This is a genomic window from Rhodococcus sp. 05-2254-6, from assembly GCF_002258565.1.
Taxonomy (GTDB): Bacteria; Actinomycetota; Actinomycetes; order Mycobacteriales; family Mycobacteriaceae; genus Rhodococcoides.
The window spans coordinates 1-19,038 of sequence record NZ_NOZF01000171.1 but is presented as its reverse complement, the minus strand read 5'-3'; the positions used below and the strand labels follow the sequence as shown (position 1 = coordinate 19,038).

17 protein-coding genes and 2 pseudogenes are annotated in these 19,038 nt (G+C 65.4%); 6 read left to right on the top strand and 13 right to left on the bottom strand.

The genetic code is table 11. The annotated features are described in order from the left end of the window. Positions 1-21 precede the first annotated feature (21 nt). A complete protein-coding gene (locus CH256_RS23310) occupies positions 22-561 on the top strand; it encodes a DUF2231 domain-containing protein (protein ID WP_094670739.1) in 540 nt (179 codons plus the stop codon). Between the two features lies 1 nt (position 562). Here CH256_RS23310 and CH256_RS28750 read toward each other — a convergent pair whose 3' ends face one another. Next, positions 563-1,012 carry a hypothetical protein gene (locus CH256_RS28750; protein WP_256989524.1) on the bottom strand — a complete coding sequence of 150 codons (450 nt, stop codon included), beginning with the start codon at positions 1,010-1,012 and terminating at the stop codon, positions 563-565. 173 nt (positions 1,013-1,185) lie between these two features. Between CH256_RS28750 and CH256_RS23300 the strand changes: the two genes are divergently transcribed. Both CH256_RS23300 and CH256_RS23295 read left to right on the top strand, forming a co-directional pair. Continuing rightward, positions 1,186-3,483: an ATP-binding cassette domain-containing protein gene (locus CH256_RS23300; RefSeq protein ID WP_094670737.1), complete on the top strand. Its 2,298-nt coding sequence runs from the start codon at positions 1,186-1,188 to the stop codon at positions 3,481-3,483. A 74-nt stretch (positions 3,484-3,557) separates the two neighbouring features. Then, entirely contained in the window at positions 3,558-4,484 is a 927-nt protein-coding gene (locus CH256_RS23295) for an ABC transporter substrate-binding protein (RefSeq protein ID WP_094670785.1), read from the top strand. Between the two features lie 238 nt (positions 4,485-4,722). Here CH256_RS23295 and CH256_RS23290 read toward each other — a convergent pair whose 3' ends face one another. The 9 genes from CH256_RS23290 to CH256_RS23250 are packed head-to-tail and all read right to left on the bottom strand — an operon-like array spanning position 4,723 to position 14,079. Next, entirely contained in the window at positions 4,723-5,913 is a 1,191-nt protein-coding gene (locus CH256_RS23290; RefSeq protein ID WP_094639868.1) for a CaiB/BaiF CoA transferase family protein, read from the bottom strand. Next, on the bottom strand, positions 5,910-7,376 hold the full coding sequence (locus tag CH256_RS23285) for a dihydroorotase (protein WP_094670783.1): 1,467 nt from the start codon (positions 7,374-7,376) through the stop codon (positions 5,910-5,912). Before CH256_RS23285 ends, CH256_RS23290 begins: the two co-directional genes overlap by 4 nt. 20 nt (positions 7,377-7,396) lie before the next feature. Further along, positions 7,397-8,770, bottom strand: a complete 1,374-nt coding sequence (locus tag CH256_RS23280) for an FAD-dependent oxidoreductase (protein WP_094670735.1) — start codon at positions 8,768-8,770, stop codon at positions 7,397-7,399. Then, on the bottom strand, positions 8,767-9,399 hold the full coding sequence (locus CH256_RS23275) for a hypothetical protein (RefSeq protein WP_094670733.1): 633 nt from the start codon (positions 9,397-9,399) through the stop codon (positions 8,767-8,769). Before CH256_RS23275 ends, CH256_RS23280 begins: the two co-directional genes overlap by 4 nt. Positions 9,400-9,412: 13 nt before the next feature. After that, positions 9,413-10,117, bottom strand: coding sequence for an ABC transporter ATP-binding protein (locus tag CH256_RS23270; protein ID WP_179272198.1), 705 nt, complete (start codon positions 10,115-10,117; stop codon positions 9,413-9,415). Further along, positions 10,114-10,836 carry an ABC transporter ATP-binding protein gene (locus CH256_RS23265; RefSeq protein ID WP_094670779.1) on the bottom strand — a complete coding sequence of 241 codons (723 nt, stop codon included), beginning with the start codon at positions 10,834-10,836 and terminating at the stop codon, positions 10,114-10,116. The genes CH256_RS23270 and CH256_RS23265 overlap by 4 nt, the downstream gene beginning before the upstream one ends. Beyond that, complete coding sequence (locus CH256_RS23260; protein ID WP_094639865.1) at positions 10,833-11,876, bottom strand: branched-chain amino acid ABC transporter permease; 1,044 nt, start codon at positions 11,874-11,876, stop codon at positions 10,833-10,835. Before CH256_RS23260 ends, CH256_RS23265 begins: the two co-directional genes overlap by 4 nt. Beyond that, complete coding sequence (locus CH256_RS23255) at positions 11,873-12,862, bottom strand: branched-chain amino acid ABC transporter permease (RefSeq protein ID WP_094670731.1); 990 nt, start codon at positions 12,860-12,862, stop codon at positions 11,873-11,875. Before CH256_RS23255 ends, CH256_RS23260 begins: the two co-directional genes overlap by 4 nt. Then, positions 12,859-14,079, bottom strand: a complete 1,221-nt coding sequence (locus tag CH256_RS23250; RefSeq protein ID WP_068051173.1) for an ABC transporter substrate-binding protein — start codon at positions 14,077-14,079, stop codon at positions 12,859-12,861. The genes CH256_RS23255 and CH256_RS23250 overlap by 4 nt, the downstream gene beginning before the upstream one ends. Before the next feature lie 210 nt (positions 14,080-14,289). Between CH256_RS23250 and CH256_RS23245 the strand changes: the two genes are divergently transcribed. Continuing rightward, positions 14,290-15,078 carry an IclR family transcriptional regulator gene (locus CH256_RS23245; protein WP_094670729.1) on the top strand — a complete coding sequence of 263 codons (789 nt, stop codon included), beginning with the start codon at positions 14,290-14,292 and terminating at the stop codon, positions 15,076-15,078. Next, positions 15,075-15,902, top strand: coding sequence for an HpcH/HpaI aldolase/citrate lyase family protein (locus CH256_RS23240; RefSeq protein WP_094670727.1), 828 nt, complete (start codon positions 15,075-15,077; stop codon positions 15,900-15,902). Before CH256_RS23245 ends, CH256_RS23240 begins: the two co-directional genes overlap by 4 nt. Positions 15,903-15,969: 67 nt before the next feature. Here the strand turns inward: CH256_RS23240 and CH256_RS23235 are convergent, their stop codons facing one another. Next, positions 15,970-17,397 carry an MmgE/PrpD family protein gene (locus CH256_RS23235; RefSeq protein ID WP_094670725.1) on the bottom strand — a complete coding sequence of 476 codons (1,428 nt, stop codon included), beginning with the start codon at positions 17,395-17,397 and terminating at the stop codon, positions 15,970-15,972. Beyond that, positions 17,394-18,206, bottom strand: coding sequence for a cyclase family protein (locus tag CH256_RS23230; protein WP_068051189.1), 813 nt, complete (start codon positions 18,204-18,206; stop codon positions 17,394-17,396). Before CH256_RS23230 ends, CH256_RS23235 begins: the two co-directional genes overlap by 4 nt. Before the next feature lie 178 nt (positions 18,207-18,384). Between CH256_RS23230 and CH256_RS28745 the strand changes: the two are divergent. Beyond that, positions 18,385-18,753: pseudogene (locus CH256_RS28745) on the top strand (MmgE/PrpD family protein); the annotation flags it as partial. On the opposite strand, the pseudogene CH256_RS29050 reads toward CH256_RS28745, so the two are convergent. Continuing rightward, positions 18,699-19,031 (bottom strand): annotated as a pseudogene (locus tag CH256_RS29050) (MmgE/PrpD family protein); the annotation flags it as partial. The pseudogenes CH256_RS28745 and CH256_RS29050 overlap by 55 nt on opposite strands. Between the last annotated feature and the right edge of the window lie 7 nt (positions 19,032-19,038).

Genomic DNA, 19,038 nt, shown 5'->3' with positions numbered 1-19,038 from the left:
CAGCGGGGCATGCGGCAAGGCATGACAGCGAAACAAGCCCTCGACAGCCTCGAATCTGCCTCGTTCCTCGACGGAGCGAGCAACGCCATCAACAGTGTCCTGAAACCCGCACTGGACGACACCGCCGTCGGCGCAGGACTACGCGGCCGGTGGATCGGTCACCCCATCCACCCGGCCCTCGTCAACGTCACCATCGGAAGCTGGACGAGCGCCGTGGTCCTCGACCTGCTGAACCACCAGTCCAGGGCGAGCAAGCTCGTCATCTCCCTCGGGCTTGTGTCCGCGCCGGCAGCCATCGCCACCGGATGGGCCGATTGGTCGACGATGAACACCCGCCAGCGCCGCGTCGGGATGATCCACGCTGCGTCCAACGCGACCGGCGTCTTCCTCTTCCTCGGCTCCTACTTGCGGCGCCGGAAGCAGACCGATGGCATCGCCAAGGCCCTGGCCGCTGCCGGTCTGGCAACGGCGAGCGTCGGCGGTCTCATCGGAGGCCACCTCGCCTACAGCTCGACCGAGCAGGAACCGGCTCCGGCAGGCAAGCACAGCATTCGCCGATAGATCAGCAGTTGTTCGGCTCCCCGATCTTCACCGCGGACAGCAGAGCATCACCCTCACCGACGAGCACCCCTGCTTGCGGATCCTGCGCCACGACAATCCAGTTCGAGTCGTTGACCTGCATCCGGCTCGCACCGGACGCGTCGACGCTCCTGGAGTAGAAGATTCCCGCCGCCTGGATCGCGTTCTGGGCGGACTGCAAGTTCATGCACACGACCGAAGGCATGGCGGCGAGGACGGGCTCTGCCGCGGGCGGCTCGGACGCGGTGATGTCCGGGACAACGATCCTGTCGACCGGCGTCGGTGCGGGCGTGGTCGCCTCGACGGTCACGGTCCGCACTTCGGTCCGGACCTCGGGCTCGGCGGAGTCCGTGGATCCGCAGCCCGCGAGGACGAGCGCAGGAAGGGCAAGCGCGAGGACCGAGTGCACGCGGGAACGAATACTGCTCGTCATGAAAACCCTTCGACCGACCGATGGCCTGGCGCAACCGGTACCCATGGGAGATCGTCAGACCGGTAAGTCTGTTACTTCCCGCCCATCGGTGGCGTTTCCGTACACCGTACGGTAAGCTGCGTCGGCCCCGGGCGAACCAGCGTCGGGGGCGGCGAAAGGCGACCGAAGCGCACATGACCCAGGCCCAGCCGACGACACCAACTCAGCCATCCATCGACGAACTGTCCACCATCCTCGTTCGCGGAGCACGCGAGAACAATCTCCGCGACGTGAACCTCGACCTGCCCAAACGCTCGCTCGTCGTGTTCGCGGGCGTCTCCGGGTCGGGGAAGTCATCACTCGTCTTCGACACCATCGCTGCCGAAGCTCAACGGCAGATCAACTCGACGTTCACCGCGTTCGCGCAGACATTCCTTCCGTCCTACGGCCGTCCCGACGCCGATCTCATCGCGAACCTGTCGGCCGTCGTGATCGTCGACCAGAAGCGTCTGTTCGGCGGCCCGCGCTCGACCGTCGGCACCATCACCGACATCGGCGACTGGCTGCGCATGCTGTGGTCCCGCGGCGTCACCCCGACGATCGGGTTCGCGAACGCGTTCTCCTTCAACGACCCGGCCGGCATGTGCCTCGAGTGCGAGGGGCTCGGCGAGGCGAAGGTCGTGGACCTCGGCGAACTGGTGGACGAGTCGAAGTCCTTGCGCGAGGGGCCGTTCAAGCATCCGGACTTCGAGGTCGGCAAATGGCCGTATCGGGTGTTCGCCGACTCGGGCCTGTTCGATCTCGACGTCCCGATCGAGCAATACTCCGCCCGCGAGCGCCACATGTTCTTCGACGCGAAACCCGGCGAGTTCGAGGTACTGAACCCCGATGCCGTCATGAAGAGCTACGAGGGGATCGTGTCCCGGTTCAAGCGCAGCTACCTGGCCAAAGACGCCGACGCCCTGAAGGGCAAGGCCAAGCTCGCGTTCGAGCGCATCGTCACGCGCGGGGTCTGCGAATCCTGCGGCGGCTCCCGATACAACGAGACCATCCGCGGCGCGACCCTCGAGGGCCTGTCTCTGCCCGACGCGTTCGCGATGCAGGTGTCCGAGCTCGCCGACCGCATCGACGGGTGGAAAATCGACGGCCTGGGTACCGTCACCGCCGAAATCGTCACGCAGCTGCGAAGACTCGTCGATCTCGGTCTCGGCTACCTCAGCCTGGACCGCGCAACGTCGTCGCTGTCGGGCGGTGAATCCCAGCGCATCAAGATGGTCCGCCACCTGGGAGCGACCCTGAACGACATGCTCTACGTCTTCGACGAACCGACCACAGGCCTGCACCCCCGCGACGTCCACCGCCTCGACGACATGTTGCTCGCGCTGCGCGACAAGGGCAACACCGTCCTCGTCGTCGAGCACGACCCCGAGGTCATGGCCATCGCCGACCGCATCGTCGAGATCGGCCCCGGCGCGGGAAAGGCCGGCGGCACAGTCGTGTTCGAGGGAACCTACGACGAGCTGCGCGACGCGGACACCAGGACCGGTGCCGCGTTGCGGCGCGAGGATGTCGTATTGCGTACTCCCCGAACCCCTTCGGGCTGGCTGAGCATCACCGGAGCCAGCACCCACAATCTGCGCGACGTCAGCGTCGACATTCCGCTCGCAGTCCTGACGGCCGTCACCGGCGTCGCCGGTTCCGGGAAGTCGAGTCTCATCCACGGGCACCTCCGTGAGGCCGCACCGGACGCCGTCATCATCGACCAGGCACCCATCCGCGGATCGCGGCGCTCCTCCCCCGCGACGTACACCGGTCTGCTCGATCCGATCCGCGCGTACTTCGCCAAGAAGACCGGCCAACCGCCGTCGCTGTTCTCCCCCAACTCCGACGGCGCATGCCCCGACTGCCAGGGCAGCGGCGTCATCTTCACCGATCTCGGGTTCACCGACCCGGTGACGAGCACCTGCGAGACGTGCCAGGGCAGGCGATTTCGGTCGGGCGCGATCCGGCATACCGTCGACGGCATCAGCATCGCCGACATCTTCGAGATGTCCGTCGAGGACGCCCAGGACTTCTTCGAGGTCAAGAAGATCCGCGACATCCTCCGCCGGTGCCGGGACGTCGGACTCGGCTACCTCTCGCTCGGCCAGAACCTGTCGTCGCTCTCCGGCGGCGAGCGGCAGCGGCTCAAGCTCGCCACCGAACTGGTCGGGTCGTCACCGGTGCTGGTCCTCGACGAGCCGACCACCGGTCTGCATCCATCGGACGTGTCGAACCTGATCGCGTTGCTGTCCGGGATGGTCGACGAGGGCAGGTCGGTGATCGTCATCGAACACAACCTCGACGTCATCGCCGCCGCCGACTGGGTCATCGACCTCGGCCCCGACGGCGGGCACAACGGCGGTTTGATCACCTTCACCGGAACCGTCGACGAGTTGGTGGTCTCCGACACCCACACCGGCACGTACCTGGCACGGAGCCTGGGCCGGTGACCACCACCCGATAGTGTTGGCGCTCCAGGGGCATCGGACACACAGGAGTGGCAGTGCAGCGTCGATCGGCACGAATGATCTCAGCAGGGTTCGCGGTCGTCGCGCTGGTCGCGACCGGCTGCGGCAGCACGACGACCGACTCCCCGCCGGCAACCACCTCGGCCGCGGCGTCGACCGGGGAGTTCCCGAGGACGATCGCGTCGGGCTCGGACGGCGGGACCGTCACCATCGACGCGATGCCACGTTCGATCGTCTCGCTGAGCCCGACGGCGACGGAGACCCTGTACGCCGTCGGGGCCGGCGAGCAGGTGGCGGCCGTCGACGATCAGTCGGACTATCCCGCCGACGCACCGAAGACCGGGCTGTCGGCGTTCACGCCGAGCCTCGAGGCGATCGTCGCGTACGACCCCGATCTGGTGATCACCTCCACCGACCTCGGCCTGGTCACGTCCGCTCTGGCCGAGGCCGGTATCCCGACGCTGCTCGTCCCGGCGGCGACGAGCCTGGACGACGCGTACTCGCAGATCGAGCTCGTCGCGGACGCGACCGGGCACGACGCCGAAGGCGACGCGGTGGTCACACAGATGCGCGACCGAATCGATGCCGCCGTGGCGAGCGTCCCCGCGCGCGACGAGCCCCTGACGTACTTCCACGAACTCGACGACACGCTGTACACGGTGTCGAGCGCGAGCTTCGTCGGCCAGATCTACGGTCTGTTCGGCCTGACCAGCATCGCCGACGGCTCCGGCGCAGGCGATTACCCCCAACTGTCCGCCGAATCGGTGATCACCGCGGATCCCGATGTCGTGTTCCTCGCCGACGCCCAATGCTGCGGCGTCACAGCCGAATCGGTTGCGGCTCGACCGGGGTGGGGATCGATGACCGCCGTCCGAGACGGCAGGATCTTCCCGATGGACGAGGATCTGTCCAGTCGGTGGGGCCCCCGCATCGCGGACCAGGTCGAGGCCGTCGCCGCAGTGGTGCAGCAGATTCCGGCGTGAACCCAGCAACGATGGGGTAACGCGTCAGCCGGCCACAGCCGCCTTCCGATGTGGTGAGACAGATTCCGGCGTGCACCCAGCGACGATGGGGTAACGCGTCAGCCGGCCGCGGCGGCCTTCCGTCGTCGTGCAACAGATTTCAGTGTGAACCGAGGACCAGCCCGATGGCGGGTCCATCGGCAACGGTCCCCTTCGGCAGTGCTGCCGAAGGGGACCGTTGCCGGGCACTGGCCGTGCTCTACACGACGCTGTCGCGCCGCATTGCCTCGATTTCGTCGGCGCTACAGCCTATTTCGGTGAGCACCTCGTCGGTGTCGGCCCCGTGCTTGCGGCCGGTGTACCTGATGCGGCCGGGGCTGCCACCCATCCGCCACATGACGTTCTGCATCCGGACGGGACCGAGGTCGTCGTCCTCGACGGTCGTCACCATCTCGATGGCGTTGACCTGTGGATCGGACAACAGATCGCTCGGCTTGTAGACGGGAGCGACTGCGGCCCCTGCCTTCTCGAACTCGTCGATCACCACGTCCTTCGTCCGTTCGCCGATCCAGCCGCCGACGTACTCGTCCAACAGGTCCGCGTGGGCGGCGCGCTGACGCCCGGTGGCGAACCACGGTTCGTCGAGCACTTCGGGATGACCCACCAGGACCAGCACGCGTTCTGCTATCGAATTGGCGCTCGTGGAGATGGCCAACCAATGCCCGTCCGCTGTCTTGTACAGGTTGCGGGGCGCATTGTTGCTGGACCGGTTCCCGGTTCGCTCCTGATCGATCCCCAGCTGGTCTGCGTAGATGACGCCCGGTCCGACCGCGGCCATGATCGGGCTCAACAGATCCAGATCGATCTGCTGGCCGATGCCGCCGTTGTTGGTTCGGTGCAGCAGAGCCATCGACACCGCCGACGAACCGGCGATCCCGGCGAGGGAATCGGCCAATCCGAACGCCGGAAGTGTCGGCGGCCCGTCGGCTTCACCGGTCAGGTGCGCGAACCCGCTCATCGATTCGACGAGCGTGCCGAAGGCGGGCCTGGTGGCGTACGGTCCGGTCTGACCGAAACCGGTGACACGCAACAGGATCAGACCCGGGTTGAGCTCGGAGAGCACGTCGTATCCCAGCCCCCAGCGTTCGAGGGTCCCGGGCCGGAAGTTCTCGACCACCACGTCGGCCTCTGCGGCGAGGCGGCGAAAGAGAGCTCCGCCCTGGGAGTTTCCAAGATCGAGGGTGACCGTGCGCTTGTTCCGCCCGATCATCGTCCACCACAGTGGGTGACCGTCCTTGTCCAGACCGTGTCCGCGCATGCCATCCGGCTTGGTGGGGTGCTCGATCTTGATGACCTCGGCCCCGAAGTCGCCCAGGATCTGCGCGACGAGAGGGCCTGCCAGGATCGTCGAGATGTCGAGAACCTTGATGCCCTCCAGTGGGCCCGTCACAGGTACGGACGGTGCAGGTAGCGGCCTGCGGGAGCACCGGCGACGGCACCGTCGGCGAGTACCCGCTGACCACGGACGAACGTGTCGGTCACCTTGGCACCGAGCTCGAATCCCTCGAACGGCGTGTACTCCTGAGCGGACTCGGAATCCTCCGGGCGCACGGTCCAGGTGTGATCGGGGTCGATGAGGGCGATGTCTGCGTCCATGCCGACGGCGATGTCACCCTTGCCCGGCAGGCCGTAGCGTCGGGCCGGGTTCAGTGACGTGAGCTCGGCGATACGACGCCAGCTCAGGCCGCGCTTGCGTCCTTCGCTGACGAGACCGGGCAGGAGGTATTCCGCACCACCGAAGCCGGACTTCGCGGCGAAGATGTCGCCCCGGTCCTCGGCGAACTTCTTCTCGTCCTTGCAGCAGGCGTGATCACTGACGACCCAGTCGATGTCACCGGCGAGCAGGTGCTCCCACAGTGCTTCGACGTCGTCGCGCGGGCGCAGCGGCGGGTTGACCTTGCCGCCGAGTCCGTAGGCGGTGTCGATGTCGGCCAGCAGGTGCCCGATGGTGACCTCGCGGCGGAAGTCGACGTGCGGGAACGCCTTTGCCATCCGCATCGCCGCGGTCAACGCCTTGCGCGAGGACAGGTGCAGCAGGTTGATGTTGGGCAGCTGCGTCTCGTCGGCGAGGAACGACGCGATGGTGACGGCGAGCCCCTCGGAGTGCGGCGGCCGCGACGCACTGTAGGCCGCGAGGCCCTCGAGAGTGCCTTCCTCTTCGACGATCTTGGTGTACGCGCTCATGATCTCCGCGGTCTCGCAGTGCAGCGACAACGAGATGTGATCGGCCTTGTCGCCCATCTGCTCTCGGGCAGCCTGGATGCCGCGCATGACGAACTCGAAGTGCGCCAGGTCGTATCGCTCGCCCTCGGGTGTCATGAGGAATTCGCTCTGATCGGTGGACCGGCCGTGCAGCCCGTGGCTGCCGTAGAACATGAAGATCTTGAACGACGTGACGCCGTGATCTGCGATGAGCGCGGGGATTTCGTCGATGTGTTCCTTCGACATCGGCGCGAGGTGGTACGCGTAGTCGACGTAGGGGCGTCCCTCGGTGGCCTCCAGGACCTTGGGGAACACATCCGCGTAGGAACCACCGGTGTTCATGTAGTACTGCCCGGTCCGCATGTAGGAGAGCGACGTGGTGACGCCGCCCTGGACACACGCCCGCGATTCGGTCTCGGCGTCGTCACCGAGGGAGTTGTAGATGCCCCAGTGCTGGTGTGCGTCGACGACACCCGGGAAGGCGACCTTGCCGGCCGCGTCGATGACGGTATCCGCTGCCGAGGCATCGATACTCGCTTCGATGCGAGTGAACTTGCCGTCTTCGATCAGCAGGTCCAGAAACTCGCCCTCGTCGGGGGCGTCGGATCCTGGTCGAACTACGCGCGCATTGGTGATCAACAGCGTTGACATGGTGGTCCTTTCGAATTTTTTCACAAGAGTTGGGTTGTTCGAAGCGAACTTGCCGCGAGGTATGCGAGTCCGAGCGCCGGGAGCAGTCCGTTCCCCGCGAGATACCCGGCAGCACCGTGGCCGGAGATGCCCATTGCGGCACCGCCCGAGGCGAACAGACCGGTGATGGCGGAACCGTCGGTGCGGAGAACACGTGCGTTCTCGTCGACGACGAGCCCGCCCTGGGTGTGGAACAACGCGGGCACGATCTTGATGGCTGCGTACGGTCCGGTGAGCGAATGCTCGAAAGAGTTGCGGCCGAACGGATCCGACGCCTCTCCCCGCGAATACTTTCGCACAGCGGCGAGCTCCTCCGCCACTGCCGCAGGTGGAAGCCCGGTTGCGGCAGCAAGGCCGTCCGTGTCGTCGGCCCACACCACGGCTCCCGAGTCGACGGTCTGCTGGAAGTCCTTGAACGACAGGCACTTGTCGTAGATCTCGCGGTCGATGACGACCCAGCCCTCCGAGCCCGGCCTCGCGGCCAGAATAGCTGCGTATTCGGAGTACCCGGTCGTCTCGTCACCGAACCGGCGACCGGATGCGTCGAGCACGACGCCGCCGTGCATCACCGTCGCCCATCCGACGAGAGTCGTCGCCTGCTTCGAGAGTGCCGCGTGTCCCTGGTACGCATCCAGATACGCCGAATCGGCACCGAGACGGCGCCCGATGGTCAGCGCGTCACCGACGGAGTGCTCACTTCCGTGATAGCGCGCCGCGGATATCTCCGGCACGTGCTCTGCCACCAACTCTGCGTTGGCACCGTAGCCGTTGGTGGCCAACAGGACTGCGCGCGTCGGAACTCGGTCGACGCTGCCGTCGGGCATCGTGATCGTCACGCCGTCGACGGCCCCGTCGGAATCGACGGACACATCGGTCAGCCGGGCCGGCATCAGCATGTCGATGCGCGGCTCGGCGGCGACCGCTCGCGCGAGGTGCTCGAGCATCCCACTGCCGTGACGGCCTTCGACCGTGTGACAACGCAACTGCGAATGGCCGGGGTATGCGAAGTCGGTCACCAGCGTGAGCGGCAGTTGCACGTGGTCGGCGAGCCATTCCACCAGCGGCGCACTGACATCGGCCAGGGTGGACGCCAGCCGAAGATCGGCACTACCCTTCGTTTTTCGCAAGACGTCGTCCAGAAACTGCTGCGGCGAATCCTCGATTCCGGCCGCTCGCTGCCACCGTGAGCCGGCACCGGGGATCATGGCCGTGGACATCGCCGTGTTGTTGCCCCGCTTGAAGTGCGCACTGGCCTCGACGACCAGCACGTCGAGTCCGAGCTCGGCTGCACGCAGAGCAGCGACGAGGCCACCGCCCGCGCCGGCCACCACCAGGTCGGGTCCGTCTTCGCTCACGGGGAGACCTGCAGCTCGGAACGCAGACCCAGCAGCCGCAACGCCGTGCCGGTCGGGTCCACCACCTGCGGTGACGTCGGTGGATCGACGAGATCGACTGCAGAGCAAGCATTGATGGCGATGGTGCAGCGGAGCTTGCCCGCGTGTTCGGAGACCGCTCTCCCCCAGGTGCCGGTGTCTGCGATGTCGTGCACACCGAGCCCGAGTACTTCGGTGGCCTCGGCGACGATCCCGTAGAACCCGAGTCGGCGGTCCAGTTCCGCAGCGATCGCGTCGTTTCTCGCCAGGGCACCGATCCGGTGCCCCTGGGAGGCATAGAACGAGGCCGTCAGCCGGGTGAGGCCGTAGAGCGGCCGAGCGAACGAATCCGCTTCCTCGGCGCAGGGGTCGAGCACGCAGTCGGGCAGGAACCCGTCGGCGTGCGTGTCCAGCACGGAACCAAAGGCCTGTGACAGCACCTGTTCCGACCGTCTGACGTCGAGTTCGGTATCCAGTGCGCTCGGCGCGTCGGGCCCGATATTGCGGAGCTCGACGGTGATCCCCGCGGGCGAAAGGTGGTCGTACCGATCCTGCCGGCGCTGCAGTTCTGCCGCGTCGACGTCGATCGGGGTGAAAGCCAAGAGATGCATGTGAGGTGAACTCCTAAATACCGAGGTAGGCAGCTTTGACCCGCTCGTCGTGTGCCAGTTCGGGCCCGGTGCCGGTCAGCACGATGGACCCGCTCTCGATGACGTAGGCCCGATCGGAGATCGCGAGTGCCTGCGCGGCGTTCTGTTCGACGATCAGTACGGTCACACCCGAGTCACGGATACGCACGATCGCCTCGAGCACCTGAGCTGCCAGCTTGGGAGCGAGCCCGACGGACGGTTCATCGAGTGTCAGTACTCGCGGCTTGGACATCATGGCGCGGCCGATGGCGAGCATCTGCTGTTGACCGCCGGACATGGTGTCGGCCCGCTGCTCTCGTCGTTCGGCGAGAATGGGGAACAGGGTGTAGACCTGGTCGAGGGATTCCTTCACGCCGCTGCGCTTCTGGGTGTACGCGCCCATCTCGAGGTTGTCGGCCACGGTGAGGCTGCCGAACAACGCCCGATCCTGGGCGACGTGCACCAGCCCGGCTCGCACTATTTTGTCCGCCCGCATCCCGTGAATGGCGTTGCCGTCCAGCATGATTCTGCCGCCGGACGTGGACACCATGCCGGAGAGCGCACGCAGCGTGGTCGTTTTCCCCGCGCCGTTCGCGCCGATCAGGGAGACGATCTCGTGCCGATCGACCGAGAGGTTCACCCCGTGCAGGATCTCCAGACGGCGGTATCCAGCGTGCAGGTTGTCGATTTCGAGCATCATGCTGTCTTCTCCTCACCGAGGTATGCCTCGACGACGCGGTCGTCGGCAACCACCGTGCGTGGGTCGCCCGAAGTGAGCACCGCCCCCTCGTGCATGACCACCAGACGTTCGGACAGGGCCATCACCGCAGCCATGATGTGTTCGACGAAGAGCACCGTCTGGCCCTGCTGATGCACCGTGCGCAGCAGTTCGATCATCGGTGCCCGCTCGGCCGGGACGAGCCCGGCGAGAACCTCGTCGAGGAGCACGACGCGTGGCTCCATGGCCAGGGCGCGAGCGAGTTCGAGTCTCTTCAATCCTGCCGTCGACATCGTCGAGACCTTGCCGCCGACCTGGTCGGACAGTTGCACGCGGTCGAGGACGTCGAGGGCATGCTGCCGGGCGTCTTTGCGTGACTTGCGCTTCGACAGTGCGGCGATGGTGACGTTCTCGAGCACCGACATCGACTCGAAGGGGCGCATGAGCTGAAACGTACGTACCAGCCCGGCTCGCGCGATCTTGCTCGCCGGCCATCCGGTGATGTCCGTACCGTCGAAGATCACTCGGCCTGCTGTCGGGGGCTGCTCACCCGACAGCAGGGAGAACAGGGTCGTCTTGCCTGCCCCGTTGGGGCCGATGATGCCGAGGAATTCGTGCTCGGGCACGTCGAGGCTGACCTCGCGTACCGCGTGGATTCCCGAGAAGGATTTGCTCAGGTTCTCGATGCTCAACAAGCTCATCGGTTCCACCTCTCACGGATCGTGCCGAAGATTCCCTTGGGCAGGAAGATCACGATCGCGATCAGAATCACCGAGTACGCGGCGACGTCCAATCCGATTGTCCCCTGCAGGAATTCGAGGAAGACGGGTGGGTTTCTGAGCAGTTCGTTGATCAACTCCGACAGCGGCCCGATCACGGCGGCACCGATGACCGGGCCCCAGATCGTTCCGATGCCGCCGATGACGGCCGGCACGATCGCTTCGACGGAAACCGCCGAACCGAAGGCCTGCTCGGGACCGACGAAGAAGTAGTACTGCGTGTAATAGACCCCGGCCACGGCGGTCAGCGCACAACTCGCCGCCACGGCGATCAACCGATACTTCATCGTGTCGATACCGAGCGAGGCTGCAGCGGTTTCGTCGTCACGGGTGGCCTGGACGAACTGCCCTGCGCGGGAGCGGGTGTAGAAGATGGTGCCGAGAACCGCGAGCGTCAGAATGACCAGCGGAATCCAGACGTAATTGGGGCTGCCCTTCTCGAACTGCAGCATCCACCACGAATCACGCGGCAGGATGGGCACATTGAAGCCCTCGGTCTTGTTGAACACCTCGAGGTTCTGCACCAGCAGCAGAAACATCTGTGCGAAGGCGAATGTCGCCAGTGCGAAATACGACCCGGCGAGTCGGTAGCGCAGGCACAGGTAGGCGATGAGTGTGCCCACCGTGGCCGAGAGGACTGCCGCGACCACCATCGAGATCCACGGGGAAATTCCGTGCTCGACCAGAAGATACGCACCGGAGTACGCACCGATTCCGAAGAACGCGGCGTGGCCGAAACTGAACATGCCGCCGAACCCGCTCATGATGTTCCACGCCACGGCCATCACGGCGAAGATGAGCGTGCGCACGGCAACCGTCTGGGCCTGCTCGCCGAGGAGCAGCGGCAATGCCGCCACGACGACGAATCCGATGACCAGCGTGATCAATTGGCGGCGTAGCCACGTGTCCTTCAACCGCGGATCGTGCTGCACCGGTGTGGGTGCGCTTCTTGTCGTAGTCATCGGCGCGCTCCGTACAATCCTTCGGGCTTGAGAAACAGAACGAGAACGAACACCGCGAATACCAGGATCAGCGAACCTGTTCCGGGGAGATACAGCGCGCCGACGGTCTGCACGAGGCCGATGACGAGCCCGCCGACCATGGCTCCGACGACACTTCCGAGTCCGCCGAGAACCACGATGACGAACGCCAGGATGGTGAATTGTTCTCCGACCGACGGCGTCAAGCTGGTGAACGGTGTCATCAACCCGCCTGCAACCGCGACGCAGGCTGCGCCGATACCGAAGGTGAGCGCGTAGACCCGACCGATGTCCACGCCGACGAGCTTGGCTCCCTCGGAGTTGGATGCGACTGCGCGGATGGACAATCCGAGCGGCGTCCGCTTCAGTACCGCGGTGAGCGCGACGGCGACCAACGCAGCCCCGATGAACGCGATCACTCGCGGCCACGACGCGACGGCACCGAGTACGTCGAGGGAACCGTCGATCGGAGCCTGCACCGATTGCGGCCGCCCTCCGAAGATCATCAGCAGCACGTTGATGATCAGCAGCGACAGGCCGAGGGTGACCAGGAGCGGGCCGTCGTGACTGCCGCTGATGGTCAGTTTCGTCAACAGTGTTGCTTGAACGACCATGCCGAACAGGAACATCACCGGAACGGCGACCAGTGTTGCAACGTAGACCGGCAACCCGGCGGTGGACAGCGCGTAGACGATGTACATCGCCATCGTCAGCATCGCACCCTGGGCGAAGTTGACGATGCCGAGAACACCGAAGATCAGCGTCAGTCCGACGGAGATCAGTGCGTACACACCGCCGAGCAGGAGTCCGGAGACGACCGACTGCGTGACCAGGCCCTGGTCTTTTCCACCGACGAGGTAGATCACCGCCATGATGACGACGATCGCTGCTGCGACCGGGATACCGGGGTTGAGCCCCGCGAGACCTTTGTTCCCCGCTTTCTCTGCGGTCGAGGTAGCGGCCGTCACTGGCCGGCTCCCGCGGGGAACTGGATTGCGTCCGTTGCGAACTCCTCGGGGAAGACCTGAGCGACTGCACCGTCGCGAACCTGCATGACGATGACGGTGGCGTTCTTGTTCTGGCCGGTCTCGTCGAACTCGATCGGTCCGTTGAACGCGAGAAGCGGATCCTCGATCGAGACGCCGGAGATGGCGTCGCGCAGATCCTCGGGATCACTCGACGCACCGTCGTTCAGTCCGGCCGCGATGACCTCGACTGCCTGGTAGGACAGCATCGCTGCGGTCTCCATCGGGCGTCCGTATTCGGCCTCGAACCGCGAGCGGATGTCGGTGACGCGGTCGCTGGTGGCGTCGAAGTGGTAGTTGGCGCTCAACACGCCCTCCCCTGCGGCACCTGCGTCACTGGGGAACGAGCTGTCGTCGAACGCGCCGTTGGCAATTCCGTAGACGCCCTTGACGTTCAGGTTCAGCTGCTCGACCGCACGTGCGATCAGCAACCCGTCCGGGTAGTAGCCGGTGGCGACGATGACGTCGGGGTTGGACACTGCAGCCTCACGCACCTGAGTGGTGGCGTCGGAGAAATTCGTTGCCGGGTAGGTGATTTCCTGCACCGACGAGATTCCTTGGTTCGCGGCCTCGGCCTCGAATGCGTTGAAGACGCTGTCTCCGAAGGATCCCTCGATGTGCAGGTAGGAGACGCGGTCGATCGGCTGACCGGTCTGCTCCTCGATCGCGGCGAGCGCCTTGGCACCGTCGGTTCCCATGCTGGACGCATTCGGCTGCATACGGAAGGAGTACTGGTAACCCTGGTCGAGGATCTTGTCGTCCACCGCCACATCGATCACGAGCGGAACCCGCGATCGCTCGGCAACCGAGGCGACGTTCTGTGTGACGTCGCTCTGGTACGTGCCGATGAGCGACACCGCGCCGTCGTCGATCAGCCGCTGCGCCTCACTCTGTCCGACCTCTGCCTTGCCCTGACTGTCGCCCGACACCAACTCCAACTGCCGACCGTCCATGGACGAAATGCCGCCTGCTGCATTGATATCGGCCACGGCAAGGGCAGCACCGTCGTTCATCAGCCCGCCCACTCCCGCCAGAGCTCCGGTGGTGGGATGAACCGATCCGATCTTGATGGGGCCGGAGTCGTCCGAGCCGGTGGAGGAGCCACATGCTGCCGCACCCACGACTGCAACGGCTGTCAGCACGCCTACGAGCTTCTTCATTGTTGAGTCTGCCTTCCGCGCCCATCGGCGCCGAGTCGAACCACTGGGCGGAACCTACCGTTCCGCTGAGCGCACCATCAGATTGATGATTGATCTCGCTGAAATCGAGTATGGCACGCATCACGGCCTCAGAACAGGCTCTTCCGTCAATTTCTTGTTACGGGTATGGTTCGCTCAGCGGAACGCACGCACATCCGAAAGGTGACACTTATGGTCAGCAGGCCTGCACTGGAGACGTCGACGGGAACAGAGTCCGCCGATCGTGTCGCCGATGTGCTCATCGCCTTCGCACAATCCGATCGGGCACTGGGCGTGTCCGAGATCGCTCGCACTCTCGACCTGAGCAAGGCTGTGGTGCACCGCATTCTGCAGTCGCTGGCATCGCGGTCGATCGTGCAGCCGGTTGCGGGCGAGTCGACGTATTCCCTCGGCCCGGCGGCGATCGGACTCGGCACCAAGGCGTGGAGCCAGCTCGACGTCCGGTCGATCGCGGCTCCCGTGCTGCGCGCGCTTCGCGCGAACACACGCGAGACCGCAACGCTGTCGGTACTCGTGGGGCACCGTCGGGTCTATCTCGATCAGTACGAGAGCCCCCAGGAGGTGAAGATGGTGGTCGAGATCGGCCCTCAGTACGCGTTGCACTCGGGAGCCTCGAGCCGAGCGATCCTGGCGTTCCTCCCCGGTCGATTCGCGGACGAGGCCTTCCAGGAACTCCGCAGCAGTTCCCCCGACGCCGACGAGACCCGCTTCCGCGCCCGCCTCGCAGAGATCCGCACCAACGGATACGCAACCTCGACGAACGAGCGAAACACCGGTGCAGCGTCGATCGCCGCGCCGTTCTTCGACGCCGCAGGGCACGTACTCGGATCGGTCAGCTCCTCGGGCCCCGCTTTCCGCTACTCCTCGTCCGCGGACGACGAACACATCGTTCACGCTGGTCAGGTCGTCGCGGCGGCCCAGTCGATCACCACCATCCTGGAAGCGCGTGCAGCTCGATGACCCCTACCTCCGCCCGGTCGTTCCTCTACGTACCGGCAAACAAGCCCGAGTTGTTCGACAAGGCCGTAGGCGGTGCCGCAGACGCGGTGATCATCGACCTCGAGGACGCGGTTCCGTTGGCGGACAAAGACCGAGCGCGTGCCGACCTCGCGGGGTGGTTGGCCTCGACGCCGTCGACCGATACCCAGATCTGGATTCGCATCACCCCCGAATTCATGACGCAGGACCTCGCGGCCGTCGCCGGAGGCGGTGTCACCGGCATCATGGTGGCGAAGTGTTCGGTCGAGTCACTCACGCGCGCAGACCGATTGCTCACCGAGCCCAACCTGCCCGAGGTAGAGCTCATCGGGCTGATCGAGACGGCGCACTCCTTGCGTGCTCTGCCGGAAATGGCTCGATGCAACAGAGTGCGAACATTCGGGATCGGTGAAGTCGACCTCCTCGCGGACCTGCGCATCACACGTTCGGAATCGACGGAAGCGATGATCGACGCGCTTCGGCTGAACGTCGTGATCGATTGTGCTGCTGCGGGATTGGCAGCACCGATCGCCCCGACGTCGACCGATTTTCGCGATCTGGACGGGTTCGTCGGCACCACGGCCCGCTTCGTGCAGATGGGTTTCCGTGGCCGGACGGCATTGCACCCCAGTCAGGTTCCGATCATCAATGCCGCGCTCACCCCGTCCTCGGACGACATCACCACAGCACGTCGACTGGTGGAGCTGTACGAGGTGTCTCGGGGAGGACCGACCGTCGACGACAACGGACGATTCGTCGACGAGGCAGTGGTGCGGGGCGCACGGGAAATCCTCGCCCGGGCCTGAACCGACCGAACTGCAGCTCGGGCACCGCCACACGAGTGACGGTGCCCGAGCCGGTGGGACAACTGTTCTATTGCTGCGTGGTCGATTTCAGGTCGGTCAACGGTGCGAGCAGTGTCCCGATGTCGGTCAGGTCCCCGAGAGAATCGCATCGGCCGGCCAGTTCCTTCAGCTCGACGTCGGAGAGGAACGGCCCCGCGTTGCTGGTGAACTTGGTCGAGACCTCACCGAAGGTCAGCGGCCGTTCGGGTCCGCCACGAGTGGTGAGCACCTCTTCGACCACTTCTGTTCCATCGGTCAGAGTTGCGGTCAGCACCGCCGGGAATTGGTGCGGGAAGATGGCGTCGCACTTCGGGTTCGGAACGACGTCGACCTTGGCCATCAGAGCTCGCCGATCTGCTGACTTCGCCAACTCGTCGGTGTAGTCATCGAGTGCTGCGCCGAGCCCGCCCCCGCCGAGCAAGCCGACGACAACGGCGTACGGTCCGCTGAACTGCGCCATGTACCCGGTCTCGGGCGTGCGTTTGACGTCGATGGGTTCGCCGATGGTCCGCAGGTTCGCCGCGGGCACTCCCAGCTCGAGCTTCTCGATCTGCTCCGGCCGGATTCCTCTCGCCCGCAGCGCTGCTCCTGCGTCTATTGCCGCGTGGGTGAAGTGATTGGCTGGGTACGGCTTGAAGAAGATTCCGGGAACGGCCCACTCGGAGCCGAGTCCGTCCAGAATCTCGTTGGCTCGGCCAGGCTCGTGCAGCCAGGCCTGGAAGAAGCCGAACCGTCCTTCGAGGACCGTCGGCGGCCCGGTGATCCCATGACGCGCAAGGCCTGCCGCCGAGAGCGCGGAATGCGCAGCCCAACCGCAGTGCATGCGCTTGACGGTGCCCCCGGTGCGGTTGGCCTCGATGATGCCCGACGCCATCGACGCCGCAATGCCCATCGTGTCGACGATTTGTTCCTCCGACGCACCACCGATGACAGCGGCAGCCACAGCGCTACCCATCGCACCGCAGATGGACGTCGCGTGCTGTCCGTGCTCGAAGAACACCGAGTTCTTGGTCTCCGGGTCGAACCCCGCCATTCCGATGCGCACACACACTTCCAGCCCGATCGCGATGCCGCGGACGAGTTCTCGACCGTCGGCACCGTGCTCCTGAGCAGCCGCGAGAGCCGCGGGCACGACACTGGCGCTCGGATGCAGGATCGATGGAAGATGCGTGTCGTCGAAATCCAGCGAGTGTGCGAGTACTCCGTTGACGAAAGCGGCGAGGGCCGGAGGAAGGGCGATGCCGAGGCCGACCGCGGATGCCGTTGCTGCCCCGCCTTGTTCGCGGGCCCATGCGGTCGCGGCCTTGCTCGTCTCGAGATCGGTGGCCGCAACCGCGATCCCGAGCGTATCGAGCACCCGCATCCCGACCGAGTTGACGACGGCGTCGGGTAGATCCTGATAGTGGGTGGTCGCGGCGAAACGCGCCAGGTGCTGCGCGAGCGTACGTTCGCTCATGCGGACGTCACCGCCAGCGGCCGTACCGGCGAACCCGTTGCGCCGAAGATGTTCAGGGGAACGAGAACGAATGTGAACTCGAACAGTTCCTGCTGGGAGAGCTCTTCGAGGTCGAGTGCTTCGATGATGTAGATACCGCTCTCCACCAACAGAACTCGGTGCGCGGGGAGCAGCGCGTGACCACCGCCCGGGGCGAGCCGCTCGAACGCGATGGTGTCTGCGCCTGCAGCGTGTACACCCTTGTCCGCCAGCCATTGCGCGCCTGCTTCTCCGACTCCGGGAACTCCGGACGGGCCGCCGACGTACGGCGATCCCTCGGCGAACAACTGCCCCCATCCGCTGCGAATCAGCACGACATCGCCGCGTTCGATCTCGATTTTCTCTGCAGCACATGCCGATTGCAGATCATCGACAGTGATCTCGTACCCGCCCTCGCAGCGACCGACACCGAGGAGCCTCGGGATGTCGAGCAGCACGCCGCGGCGGATCATGGGTTCGATGGTGTGGACTCCGTGTTCGACATACTTACCGCCCAGGCACGACTGCCCGGCATCGGCACCGCCGTGCAGCTTTCCGTCATGGCTGACGTGGGCAAGCGCATCGATGTGAGTGCCCACGTGCGTTCCGGTGGTGATCATGTCGTTCGCGGCGCTGCCGCCGTCTGCTCGAGTCACGTCGCCGTGTCTGCGCGGCAGGGTGTGCCAGAACTGAGGATGATTGGGCGACTGCGGCATCCCGACCCTCAACTGTCTACCGAGATCGACTGCGCGCACGCCCCCCTGGACTGCACGAAGAAGTTGATCGGACATTGCTTCGTCTCCTCGTTCGACGCTGCGTGCGTACCTCACACCAGCGTTATTTCGTTTCGCTAGCCGGAACGGTTCCGAGCGGTATGAACTCGCGCCGGCGGTAGGCCGAGCCTAGCAGTCGGCAGGTTGCACGTCTCGATCATTGACTCTTTCTTTCCGATCCTTCTACAGTCCAGTCATGGACGGTTCACCATCGTTTCGCTCAACGGAACGCACACATGCGGTCGACGCCTTGGCCACCGCGATGGTCGAACTACGGAAGTCACCCCTCCCGGCGCCGCTCGGCGACAAAGCGCGGTTGATTCTGTTGGACCTGCTGGGCGTCACCCTTGCCGGTGCCCGCACAGCCGAGATGGTCGAACTACGGAAGAAGTGGGACGCGGAACCAGGATCGACGTACCCGATAGGCGGAAGCACCGGCACCACCATCGAGACTGCGGCCGAGCTCGACGCCATCGCATCGTGCTGCCTCGAGCTCGACGAGGGCAACAAGTACGCCGCCGGACATCCTGCTGCGCATGTCCTTCCTGCAGCGATCGCCGCGGCAACCTCGTTCGCATCGGCACCACGAATCGACGCGGCTGCCGTGGCCGCGCCCGTGGCACCCCAGTGTCCATGGGTGTGCCACGCACTGTGGCGGGTCAATGCCCAGCCGAATCGAGCGGCAACCTCGTAGCCCGCTACGACGGCCGTCAGGAAGGCCCGGCCCGAGATCGGCGTCGATGCCAGCCTGGCCGCGGCGATCGCTGCAGGAAGGACATGCGCAGCAGGATGTCCGGCGGCGTACTTGTTGCCCTCGTCGAGCTCGAGGCAGCACGATGCGATGGCGTCG